This is a genomic window from Dactylosporangium siamense (assembly GCF_016862795.1).
Classification (GTDB): Bacteria; Actinomycetota; Actinomycetes; order Mycobacteriales; family Micromonosporaceae; genus Dactylosporangium; species Dactylosporangium siamense.
In genome coordinates, this window is sequence record NZ_BONQ01000136.1 from 26,562 (window position 1) to 37,390 (window position 10,829).

The following is a 10,829-nucleotide window of genomic DNA, read 5'->3' on the forward strand; positions in this document are numbered from 1 at the left end:
CGACCTGGCGCCCGTGAGACACGCCGGCCCGCCCACCGTGCGGGGTGGGCGGGCCGGCGACGGCGGTGGGGTCAGATGAGGCCCAGGCGCTCCACGGCGGTGCGCTCCTCGGCGAGCTCGGCGACGGACGCGTCGATGCGGGCCCGGGAGAACGCGTCGATGTCCAGCCCCTGCACGATCTCCCACTTGCCGCCGCGGGACACCACGGGGAACGAGGAGATCAGGCCCTCCGGCACGCCGTAGGAGCCGTCGGACGGCAGCGCCACCGAGGTCCAGTCACCCTCGCGGGTGCCGTTGACCCAGTCGAAGACGTGGTCGATGGCGGCGGACGCGGCCGACGCGGCCGACGACGCGCCACGCACGTCGATGATCTCCGCGCCGCGCTTGGCCACCCGCGGGATGAACTCGTCGGCATACCACTGCTGGTCACCGACGGCCTCGGCGGCGTTGCGGCCGGCGACCTCGGCGTGCAGGATGTCCGGGAACTGCGTGGCCGAGTGGTTGCCCCAGATCGTGACCTTGCGGATCTCCGAGACCGGCACGCTCAGCCGCTGCGACAGCTGCGCCACGGCCCGGTTGTGGTCCAGGCGGGTCATCGCGGTGAACCGCTCCGCGGGCACGTCGGGGGCGTTGCGCTGGGCGATGAGAGCGTTGGTGTTGGCCGGGTTGCCCACGACCAGGATCTTGATGTCCTCGGCGGCGCCGGCGTTGATCGCCTCACCCTGCGGCTTGAAGATGCCGCCGTTGGCCTCGAGCAGGTCGCCGCGCTCCATGCCCTTGGTGCGGGGGCGGGCGCCGACGAGCAGGGCGACGTTGGCGCCCGAGAACGCCTGCTTCGGGTCGTCGAACACGTCCACGCCGGCGAGCAGCGGGAACGCGCCGTCCTGGAGCTCCAGCGCGGTGCCCTCAGCGGCGCGGGCGGCCTGCGGGATCTCCAGCAGGCGCAGCTTGACGCGGGTGTCGGCGCCGAGCAGCTGACCGGACGCGATGCGGAACAGCAGCGCGTAGCCGATCTGGCCGGCGGCACCGGTCACGGTTACGTTCACGGACTCGCTCATCAGACTTCTCCTGCGGCAGCGGCGGGTGTGCTTCTCCACACAAACTATCCCCGGCCCCCCAACGACCGTTCACCCAATGGCGTTCCGGTGTGGCTTGGAGCACTCGGTCAGCCCTGAGGTGATTGCACCTTCCGTCGCCGGGGCATCACTGTGTGCATGACGATCATCCCGCAGACCCAGGTGTTGTGGCTGGCCACGGCCGCCGACGACGAGATCCAGGCCGGCCGCGTCATCGGCTGGCAGACCGAGCACGTGCAGCCGGTCCCGCTGGTGGCGTGGACCGACGAGACGGGGCTGCTGAGCCGGGTCGGCACGCCGGTCAACCCGGTCGTGTGGCTCGGCGACACCCGCGGCGAGGTGGTGGAGTCCGCGCAGCGCGAGACCCGCCAACCGGCGCTGCGATAGCCACTCCCTCAGGCGGCGCTGCGCATGCGGTCCGCGGCTTCGCGCACGACCTCGGCGAGCGGCTCGATCAGGTCCGGTCGCTCCCGCATCAGGTCGCCGAGCCGCACCCGCCACATGCCGGCCTCCAGCGCCGCGGCCTCGTAGCCGTACCCGGCGACGAGGCGCGCCCGGCACTCCATCACCAGCTGCCCGAACGGCGGCCCGGCCTGCGCGTTGATCCAGTTGGCAAACCAGATCGCCCACTCACGGTCGGCGCAGGCCCGCACGATCGTCCGGGCACCGTCCCAGGCAACCCGTTGCGGGTGGGGTGTCGGCATGTGTCAATGCTGTGCCGGTGTGACCCGCGACGCAACCCTCCCGGAGCCTCGGAGGTCTTCGTAGGTCTACGGGCTCACCGCGGAGGTCTGATCGGGCGGGCCGGCGGGTGGGCGATCGTGAGGGCCGGGGGGCTTGACGATCGCCTCCCGCCGGTGCCAGCCGTCGAAGGTCTCGCGTTTACCGGCCGCCCGCCGGGCGACCTCGGCCTCGATGCCGTTGGCGGCGGTGAGGTATCCGATCGCGGCGAGCAGGTCGCCGCACTCCTCCACCAGGCGCGCGCGCAGGTCGGAGCCGTCGTAGTGCTCGGTGCGACCGCCGGTGGCCACCAGCTTGCCGACGACCTGGAGCAGCTCTCCGGCCTCCTCCGCGACCTTCGCCAGGCCCGGCCACACGTCCGAGCCGATGCCGAACGGATCACCTGCCAACGCGCAGCCCTTCCGTGGCGACGAACTCCAGGAAGTCGTCGGCGGCCGGTTCGACGGCGCCGTCCTCGTGATACCGGAAGCTCACCGCGTCCTCACAGATCCCGTCGTGGACCACGAAGCCCCAGTAGTCGCCGGTGCCGACCGGCGCGACGGCGACGAACCCGCTGCCGGCCTCGTTGGCCCCGAGGAGCGTCTCGACCCAGCGGCGGCCCTCGTCGGCCGGGAGGAGCTCGACGAAGAGGAAGCGGCCGGCACCGTACCGCAGCAGGAACCCCCGATACTGCTCCGGCAGCCGCACGCCCAGCCACCGCTGGACCCGCATCAGGTCCGCCTCGGTGGCCCGCCAGTGGTCGAAGACGGCGACGTCACCGTCGCGTTCGAGGGCCGCGTACCGCCGCAACGCCTGCTGCAGCAGGACGTCGAACTCGGCGAATCGCACCGGAGCAGTCTGCCACCGGCGGTCACTTCAGCAGGGCGCGGGCCTTCTCCGGGTCGAGCTCGCCCTTGCCGGCCAGGCCGATCGACGGGCAGTCCTCGGCAAGCGGGCAGGCGCCGCACGCCGGCTTGCGGGAGTGACAGGTGCGCCGGCCGTGCAGGATCAACAGCAGGTTGACCGACACCCAGTCCTTCTGGTCGAACAGCGCCGCGATGGCGGCCTCGGTGCCTTCGACGTCGTTCTCCGGCCCCCAGGCGAGCCGGTGCGCGACCCGGCCGACGTGCGTGTCCACGGAGATCGCCGGCACCGAGAACGCGTTGCCGAGCACCATGTTGGCCGTCTTGCGGCCCACCCACGGCAGCTCGACGAGCTCCTCGAACGTGCCGGGCACCTCGCCGTCGTGCCGCTCGACCAGGGTCGCCGCGAGCTTCATGACGATCTGGGTCTTCTTCCGGTAGTACCCGACGGGCTGGAGGATCTCCTCCATCTCCGCCGGCTCGGCCGTGGCGAGGTCCTCGGCCGTCGGGTATCTGGCGAACAGGACCGGGGTCACGAGGTTGACCCGCTCGTCGAGGGTCTGCGCGGCGAGGACGGCGGCGACGAGCAGCTGCAGCGGCGACGCGAAGTCCAGCTCGAGGACGGGGTCCGGATACCTGGTGGTGAGCAGCCGCAGGATGCGCCGCGCCCGCCTGGTCTGCTCGAGGTCCGGCCCGGCCGGCACCACGACCACGGCCGCCTTCGAGGGCTTCTTGACCGGCGCCTTCTTCGCCACCGCCTTCGTCGCGGCGGTGGCTTCGGTGGCGGTGGCGTCGGCCACCTTCGGCGCTGCCGCCTGCTTCGCCACCGCCTTCTTCACGGGCGCTGCGGCGGCGGGTTCGGCGGCTGCTGGGGTCCTGTTCCGGCTCGGCACGCAGACGAGCCTACGTCGCCGCGCCGTCCGCCGAGGTCCGCCCCGCGGGTGCCTCGGGCTGTCACCGTCGGCCGTCGCGCGGGCGGTCTGGACGACACGCACGACGAACCCGCCGCCCGCGTGTTCGGCGGGCGGCGGGTTCGTCGTCGGTCAGCCGGTCGTCACCAGGGTCGCGACGTCGGCGGGGCGCAGGGCCAGGGCGAGCACGTCGGCGACGTCGGCGAGGGCGTGCACGGTCAGCTGTGAACGCACCTCCTCCGGCAGGTCGTCCAGGTCGGGCTCGTTGCGCTTCGGGATGATGACCTCAGTGAGGCCGGCCCGGTGCGCGGCCAGGAGCTTCTGCTTAACCCCGCCGATCGGCAGGACCCGGCCGGCGAGGGTGACCTCGCCCGTCATGCCGAACTCGGGGCGGACGGCACGCCCGGTGGCCAGGGACGCGAGCGCCGTGACCATCGTGATGCCGGCGCTGGGGCCGTCCTTCGGCACCGCGCCCGCCGGGACGTGCAGGTGGATGCGGCGTGCGGCGAGCTCGTTCGGGTCGATGCCGAGGCGGCGGCCGTTGGAGCGCAGGTAGGACAGCGCGATGTGGGCCGACTCCTTCATCACGTCGCCGAGCTGGCCGGTCAGGGTCAGGCCGGGGTCACCCTCCATCGAGGTGGCCTCGATGAAGAGCACGTCGCCGCCGGCGCCGGTGACGGCGAGACCGGTCGCCACGCCGGGGACGGCGGTGCGCTCGGCCGACTCCGGGGTGAACCGGGGCCGCCCCAGGTAGCGCACCACGTCGTCGACGTGGACGGGCTCGTCGGCGTAGGCGACCGCGACCTTGCGCAGGACCTTCGCCAGGGCCCGCTCCAGCTGCCGGACGCCCGCCTCGCGGGTGTGCTCGGCGGCGATCGCGCCCAGCGCGCTGTCGCTGATCGTGACCTCGTCGGACGTCAGGCCGGCGCGGTCCAGCTGCCGGGGCCACAGGTGGTCCCGGGCGATGGCGACCTTCTCCTGCTCGGTGTAGCCGTCCAGGGTCACCAGCTCCATGCGGTCCAGCAGCGGGCCGGGGATGGTGTCCACCACGTTGGCGGTGGCCAGGAACAGCACGTCGGACAGGTCGAGGTCGACCTCGAGGTAGTGGTCGCGGAACGTGTGGTTCTGCGCCGGGTCGAGGACCTCGAGCAGGGCCGCGGCCGGGTCGCCGGCGTAGCCGACGGCGAGCTTGTCGACCTCGTCGAGGAGCACGACCGGGTTCATCGAGCCGGCCTCGCGCAGGGCACGGACGATCCGGCCGGGCAGCGCGCCGACGTAGGTGCGGCGGTGGCCGCGGATCTCGGCCTCGTCGCGCACGCCGCCGAGGGAGACCCGCACGAACTTGCGGCCCAGCGCCCGGGCGACGGACTCGCCGAGGCTGGTCTTGCCGACTCCGGGAGGGCCGGCGAGGGCGAGCACGGCGCCGGAGCCACGGCCGCCGACGACCTCCTTGCCCAGGGCGGCCCGCCGGTTGCGCACGGCGAGGTACTCCAGGATGCGGTCCTTCACGTCGGCCAGGCCGGCGTGGTCGGCGTCGAGGATCGCGCGGGCCTCGGCCAGGTCGGTGTTGTCCGTGGTGCGCACGTTCCACGGCATCTCCAGGACCGTGTCGAGCCAGGTGCGGATCCAGCCCGCCTCCGGGGACTGGTCGCTGGCCCGCTCCAGGCGGTCGACCTCACGCTGCGCCGCCTCGCGGACGACGTCCGGCAGGTCGGCTTCGGAGACCCGGGTGCGGTAGTCGGCCGATCCGGACGGCTCGTCCTCGCCGAGCTCCTTGCGGATCGCGGCGAGCTGCTGGCGCAGCAGGAACTCGCGCTGGGTCTTCTCCAGGCCCTCGCGCACGTCGTGGTTGATCTTCTCGTTGACCTGCTGCTCGGCCGCGTGGCCCCGGGCCCATTCGACGAGCAGCTCGAGCCGGGCGGTGACGTCGGTGGCACCGAGGAGCTGGATCTTCTGCTCCAGGGTGAGCCACGGCGCGTAGCCGGCGGAGTCGGCGAGCTCGGACAGGTCCGTCATCCGCTCGACGGTGTCGATGACCTGCCACGCGCCGCGCTCCTGGAGCACGCCGATGACGAGCGCCTTGTACTCCCTGGCCAGCTCCTTCGCCTTGCCGGCGGGGGCGGGCTCGTCGAGCAGGGTGGCCTCGACCCACAGCGCCGCGCCGGGGCCGGGGACGCCGGCGCCGATGCGGGCCCGGGCCAGGCCGCGCACGACCGCCGCGGGCTCGCCGCTGGGCAGCCGGCCGACCTTCTCGAGGACGGCCACGACGCCGAAGGAGCCGTATTCGCCGTCGACCCGCGGGACGGCGAGGACGCGCTTGTCACCGGCGGACCGGGCCGCGTCGACGGCCGCCTGGGTGGTGGCGTCGAGCGTGACGGGGATGACCATGCCGGGGAGCAGGACGTCGTCGGTCAGGGGAAGAACCGGAAGAGTAGCCATGTCTGACACCTGCCATCAGTGTGGGTTGAGCGTGTCAGGCTTAAGTTACAAAAGGTTCCCTCTGTTCCCGGAAAGGTCCCGCGTGTGACCCAGGCCACCGTAGTCGGGCAGGTCGAAGGCGGTGGCGGTCCGGGTGGCAAGGTGCCTGAACAGGTGCTTCACCGGCGGCAGGTAGCGGATCGTGCGGAAGAACCGGTCCCGCTGGGCGATCTTCTTCTCGGTGGAGGGGACCAGGAAGTCCGAGCCCCCGGACGCCTGCTTCTGGCAGGTTTCGACGTAGGGACGCAGGCGCCGCTCGTACTCCTGGAACGCCCGCTCGAACGGGAGCCTGCCGAGTTCACCGGCCAGGACGTGCGCACCGACGACCGCGAGGCCGGTGCCGTTGCCGCCCGGGCCACCCGCGTAGCCGGCGTCGCCGACCAGCACGACGCGGCCGCGGGACCAGCGCTCCATCCGGATCTGGGTGGTGGAGTCGAACCAGAAGTCGGGCGCGGTCCGCATGGCCTCGAGCAGCCGCGGCACCTTCCAGCCGGTGCCCTCGAACGCGTCGGCGACGATGCGCCGTTGCTGCTCGACGTCGCGCCGGTCGTGCTCGAGCCCGTCGGCGGTGAAGAACAGTGAGATAACTGCCTTTTCCGGATTGATCCCGCCGATGGTCACGGTCCGGCGGGGCTCGTTGTACATGAGGCCGGCGCGGTCCAGGCCGAACTCGTTGGCCATCGTGAAGATGCAGCCGTACACGCCGAGGGAGCGCTGCGGCACCGGGCCGAAGACCAGTTCACGCACCTTCGAGTTGACCCCGTCCGCGCCGACGACCAGGTCGAACCGCGCGGGCGCGCCGCGCTCGAAGGTCACGTCGACGCCGTCGGCGTCCTGCGCGATCGAGGCGATCGAGTCGCCGAAGACGTAGTCGACGTCGTCCCTGGTCGCGGCGTACAGCACCGCGCCGAGGTCGCCGCGCAGCAGCTCCAGGTCGCCGCTGAAGATGGCCGACGGCAGGGTGGCCCTGACCGTGTCATGCCGGTCGACGATCGCGATGTCGCCCATGTGCGTGGCCCGCGCCCGCATCACGTCCAGCAGGCCCATCCGCCGCAGGACCTCCAGGTGGACCCGCCCGCGGAAGTCCACCGCGTAGCCGCCGCCGCGCAGCGCGGGCGCCCGCTCCACGACGGTGACGCGGTGTCCCGCGCGGTGCAGCCAGAGGGCGAGGGAGGGGCCGGCGACGCTCGCGCCGGAGATCAGGATGTCCATGGCTCGGAAATATACATTCGTCTTATACGCTTGTATAGACCCTAGGATCTGGACCATGGGACATCGCGAGGACCTTCTCGACGGCGCCGTGCGCTGCATCTACGAGAAGGGCTACGGGCGGACCACCGCCCGCGACATCGTCGCCGCGTCCGGCACCAACCTCGGCTCGATCGGGTATCACTACGGCTCGACCGAGGCCCTGCTCAACGCGGCCCTGGAGAAGGCCCTCGAAGACTGGGGCACGCAGCTGGCCACCGCGCTGCTGAGCACGAACGCCGACGGGCTGCGTGGACTGCCGCGCTTCGAGGCGTACTGGAACAGCGTGATCGCCTCGATCGCCGCGCACCGTCCCGCGTTCCTGGCGTCGTTCGACGCGTTCGTGCAGATGGAGCACGCGCCGGCGATCCGGGCCATGATCTCCGAGGGCATGCAGGACGCCCGCGGGCTGTGGGCCTCGGTGTTCCACGGCGTCGACATCGCCACCGAGCCGCAGAAGGCGTTCCAGCTCGGCTCGTTCTACCAGGCCCTGATCAGCGGCGTGCTCACCCAGTGGCTGATCGACCCGGCCAACGCACCGACGGGCCGCGACCTGGCCGAGGCGCTGCGGATGATCGCCGACTCGCTGTGAACCGGCGCGTCGGCGGCATCCTGCTGCTCGGCGCGGTCGGCCGGGCGCCGCTGACCGCGGTCGGGCCGCTCGTCGCGGAGATCCGGGCCTCGGAGCACCTGTCGGGGGCGGCCGCGGGCCTGCTCACGACGCTGCCGCTGCTGGCGTTCGCCGGCTTCTCTCCCGTCGCGCCGCTGGTCGCCCGGCGGATCGGCCTGGAACGCGCCCTCGGCCTGGCCGTCGCCGTCCTCGCCACCGGGATCGCGGTGCGCTCCACCCCGGTGCCGGTCGCGCTGTGGCTGGGCACGGCGGCGGTCGGCGCGGCGATCGCCGGGTTCAACGTCCTCCTGCCGAGCCTCGTCAAACGCGACCACCCCACCCGGGTGGCGCAGCTGTCCGGCGGATACTCGGCGACGCAGAGTGTGGTCGCGGCGGTTGCGTCGGGTACGGCGGTGCCCCTCGCCGCACTCACCGGCGGCTGGCGGGCGGGACTGGCCTGCTGGGTCGCGGTGGTCGCGGTGACGGCCGTCGCCTGGCTGCCGCGCGTGATCCGCCCCGCACCCGAACCGTCCCCCGTCGCGGCCACCGACGCGCCCGACGCCGTCCGACCCGTTGCCGTCGGCGGATCTGCCAGCCGTACACCTGCCGCGGCGAAAACGCACAGTGCGACCATCACCGCGCCCACGGCCGGACCTCGACCACCGTGGCGGACCGCGCTCGCGTGGCAGCTGACGGCGTTCATGGGGCTGCAGTCCATGGCCTTCTACGTGCTCATCACCTGGCTGCCGTCGCTGGAACGCGACCACGGCATCCCGGCGCAGGCGGCCGGGTGGCACCTGTTCGCGTACCTCGCCGCCGCCGTCGCCGCGAACCTCGTCACCCCGGTCGCGCTGCACCGGATGCCGGATCAGCGGCTCGTCGGGCTGGTCGGGGTCGCCTGCATCGGCTTCGGCACCGCGGGGCTGCAATGGTTGCCGTGGACCGCGGCGTGGGCGCTGGTGTCGATCGTGGTGACCGGATTCGGCGCCGGCGGGATCCTGGTGGTGTGCCTGTCGCTGTTCAGCCTGCGCACGACGGACCACGCGCAGGCGGCGGCGCTGTCCGGGATGGCGCAGACCGGTGGCTACGCCCTCGCCGCCGTCGGTCCGGTCCTGTTCGGCGCGCTGCGGGACGGCAGCGGCTCATGGACGCTGCCCATCGCGGTCCTGTGCGCACTGACGGCCGTCATGGCGGTGTTCGCCGTCCTGTCCGGTCGCAACCGCTTGGTCGGCTAAGGCCTCAGCTCTGTTCGACCTCAACCGATAGGAGCGGTTGAAGTGCTGACAGGGGGTATTCCGGTGAGTCGGTTCGCGTCGCTCAAGGTGCGCCACAACATCATGATCGCGGTGGCGGTCGCGGGGTTGGTGGCCGCCGCCGTCGGCGGCATCGGGTTGTACAAGATCTCGCAGGTCGCCGACAGCGCCGACGCGATGTACAGCCGTGCCCTGCTCCCCACCGCCGACGCCGCGGACCTGCGCGAGGCGGTATGGCGGTACCGGTTCTACGGCATCGGTGCGAACTCGCTGCCGGACCCGACGCAGCGGGCCCAGTTCAACGCGGCGCGGGACGCGGCCGCGGGCGACATCGACGAGGCCGCCCAGCGGTTCGCAGGCCGCGACCTGGACGCCGCCCAACGCAGCGCGATCACCGCGTTCAGCACCACCTGGGCCGACTACCTCGGCAAGCTCAAACAGGGCATGGACATGATCGCCGCCGGCAGGACCGGCGAAGGGCAGGCATTCCTCGTCAAGCAGGCGGCGCCGGTCGCCGAGCAGGCGGCCCAGAAGCTCACCGTGCTCGCCGACGTGGCGCGCGCCACGGCGCAGGCCCGGCTCGCCGACGCCAACGACGCCCGCAACCAGGCCCGGCTCCTGGTCGCCGTGGTCCTCGTCGGCGGGCTGATCCTCGCGATCGCCGTCGCGATGGTGCTGGCGCAGGCGATCCTCAGGCCGCTGCTGCAGGTCCGAGACGTGCTGACCGCCGTCGGCGAGGGTGACCTGACCCGGGAGACCCCGTTCGCGGCGAGCAACGAGCTCGGGCAGATGGCGGCGGCGCTGAGCCGGGCCACGACCCGGATGCGCACCGCCGTGAAGACCCTGGCCAGCAGCAGCACCAGCCTCGCCGCCCGCGCCGACGAGCTGCAGAACGCCAGCCGCGGCCTCGCCGACGGCGCCGAACGCACCGCCGGCGAGGTGTCGAAGATCAGCGGCTCCTCGCACGAGGTCTCCAGCAGCGTCCAGGCCGTCGCCTCCGGCGCGGAGGAGATGAACGCCTCGATCCGCGAGATCGCGATCAGCACCTCCGAGGCGGCCTCCGTGGCCGGCCAGGCCGTCGACGCGTCCGCCGCCGCCGAGCAGATCATGGTCCGGCTCGGCTCCTCCTCGGCCGAGATCGGCGACGTCATCAAGGTGATCACGTCGATCGCCGAGCAGACCAACCTCCTCGCCCTGAACGCCACCATCGAGGCGGCCCGCGCGGGCGAGGCGGGGAAGGGCTTCGCGGTCGTCGCCGGCGAGGTCAAGGACCTCGCCCAGGAGACCGCGAAGGCCACGGAGGAGATCGGCCAGCGGGTCCGCGCGATCCAGACCGACACCGCCGGCGCCGTCGAGTCCATCTCGGAGATCGCGCGGGTGATCGGCCGGATCAACGAGTACCAGACGACGATCGCCTCCGCGGTCGAGGAGCAGAGCGCGGTCACGACCAGCATGGCGGGCGACCTGAACGTGGCGGCGAGCGGCGCGGACCGCATCAACGGCGGCATCGGCGAGGTGGTGCACGCCGCGGACAACACGCTGCACGGCGCGCAGGCGACCCGTACGGCGGCAGCCGAGCTGACCAGCATGTCGGAGGAGCTGCGGGCGATCGTCGGCGGCTTCAGGCACTGACCGTGTCGACGGCACTGACCGTGTCGACGGCACTGACC

General features: G+C 72.5%; 11 protein-coding genes. 4 read left to right on the forward strand and 7 right to left on the reverse strand.

All coding sequences use genetic code 11. From position 1 onward, the window contains the following. Nucleotides 1-71 precede the first annotated feature (71 nt). The gene (locus Dsi01nite_RS43225) at nt 72-1,058 is read right to left on the reverse strand and encodes a malate dehydrogenase (RefSeq protein ID WP_203852243.1); all 987 of its coding nucleotides are present in this window, start codon (nt 1,056-1,058) and stop codon (nt 72-74) included. Between the two features lie 156 nt (nt 1,059-1,214). On the opposite strand from Dsi01nite_RS43225, the gene Dsi01nite_RS43230 reads away from it, so the two are divergent. Further along, entirely contained in the window at nt 1,215-1,463 is a 249-nt protein-coding gene (locus Dsi01nite_RS43230) for a hypothetical protein (protein ID WP_203852244.1), read from the forward strand. Nucleotides 1,464-1,471: 8 nt separating this feature from the next. Here the strand turns inward: Dsi01nite_RS43230 and Dsi01nite_RS43235 are convergent, their stop codons facing one another. The 6 genes from Dsi01nite_RS43235 to Dsi01nite_RS43260 all read right to left on the reverse strand — a co-directional run bounded on the left by Dsi01nite_RS43235 (nt 1,472) and on the right by Dsi01nite_RS43260 (nt 7,260). After that, complete coding sequence (locus Dsi01nite_RS43235; protein ID WP_203852245.1) at nt 1,472-1,780, reverse strand: hypothetical protein; 309 nt, start codon at nt 1,778-1,780, stop codon at nt 1,472-1,474. Between the two features lie 66 nt (nt 1,781-1,846). Further along, on the reverse strand, nt 1,847-2,206 hold the full coding sequence (locus Dsi01nite_RS43240) for a nucleoside triphosphate pyrophosphohydrolase family protein (protein WP_203852246.1): 360 nt from the start codon (nt 2,204-2,206) through the stop codon (nt 1,847-1,849). After that, the gene (locus Dsi01nite_RS43245; protein ID WP_203852247.1) at nt 2,196-2,645 is read right to left on the reverse strand and encodes an SMI1/KNR4 family protein; all 450 of its coding nucleotides are present in this window, start codon (nt 2,643-2,645) and stop codon (nt 2,196-2,198) included. Before Dsi01nite_RS43245 ends, Dsi01nite_RS43240 begins: the two co-directional genes overlap by 11 nt. A 22-nt stretch (nt 2,646-2,667) precedes the next feature. Then, a complete protein-coding gene (nth, locus tag Dsi01nite_RS43250; protein ID WP_203852248.1) occupies nt 2,668-3,552 on the reverse strand; it encodes an endonuclease III in 885 nt (294 codons plus the stop codon). Between the two features lie 150 nt (nt 3,553-3,702). Continuing rightward, on the reverse strand, nt 3,703-6,009 hold the full coding sequence (gene lon / locus Dsi01nite_RS43255; RefSeq protein WP_203852249.1) for an endopeptidase La: 2,307 nt from the start codon (nt 6,007-6,009) through the stop codon (nt 3,703-3,705). A 45-nt stretch (nt 6,010-6,054) separates the two neighbouring features. Then, on the reverse strand, nt 6,055-7,260 hold the full coding sequence (locus Dsi01nite_RS43260) for an FAD-dependent monooxygenase (protein ID WP_203852250.1): 1,206 nt from the start codon (nt 7,258-7,260) through the stop codon (nt 6,055-6,057). Between the two features lie 55 nt (nt 7,261-7,315). Here Dsi01nite_RS43260 and Dsi01nite_RS43265 point away from each other — a divergent pair, with 55 nt between their 5' ends. The 3 genes from Dsi01nite_RS43265 (at nt 7,316) to Dsi01nite_RS43275 (ending at nt 10,791) form a co-directional block, all read left to right on the forward strand. Beyond that, nucleotides 7,316-7,888 (forward strand): TetR/AcrR family transcriptional regulator, encoded by a 573-nt coding sequence (locus Dsi01nite_RS43265; protein WP_203852251.1) that lies wholly within the window; start codon nt 7,316-7,318, stop codon nt 7,886-7,888. Continuing rightward, on the forward strand, nt 7,885-9,141 hold the full coding sequence (locus tag Dsi01nite_RS43270) for an MFS transporter (protein ID WP_203852252.1): 1,257 nt from the start codon (nt 7,885-7,887) through the stop codon (nt 9,139-9,141). Before Dsi01nite_RS43265 ends, Dsi01nite_RS43270 begins: the two co-directional genes overlap by 4 nt. A 63-nt stretch (nt 9,142-9,204) precedes the next feature. Further along, nucleotides 9,205-10,791 (forward strand): methyl-accepting chemotaxis protein, encoded by a 1,587-nt coding sequence (locus Dsi01nite_RS43275; RefSeq protein WP_203852253.1) that lies wholly within the window; start codon nt 9,205-9,207, stop codon nt 10,789-10,791. Nucleotides 10,792-10,829: the final 38 nt, after the last annotated feature.

Bases quoted from the DNA above. Each gene is read 5' to 3' on its own strand.
- Dsi01nite_RS43265 (WP_203852251.1), top strand. From the start codon at position 7,316: ATGGGACATCGCGAGGACCTTCTCGACGGCGCCGTGCGCTGCATCTAC.
- Dsi01nite_RS43230 (WP_203852244.1), top strand. From the start codon at position 1,215: ATGACGATCATCCCGCAGACCCAGGTGTTGTGGCTGGCCACGGCCGCC.
- Dsi01nite_RS43225 (WP_203852243.1), bottom strand. From the start codon at position 1,058: ATGAGCGAGTCCGTGAACGTAACCGTGACCGGTGCCGCCGGCCAGATC.
- Dsi01nite_RS43260 (WP_203852250.1), bottom strand. From the start codon at position 7,260: ATGGACATCCTGATCTCCGGCGCGAGCGTCGCCGGCCCCTCCCTCGCC.
- lon (WP_203852249.1), bottom strand. From the start codon at position 6,009: ATGGCTACTCTTCCGGTTCTTCCCCTGACCGACGACGTCCTGCTCCCC.
- Dsi01nite_RS43235 (WP_203852245.1), bottom strand. From the start codon at position 1,780: ATGCCGACACCCCACCCGCAACGGGTTGCCTGGGACGGTGCCCGGACG.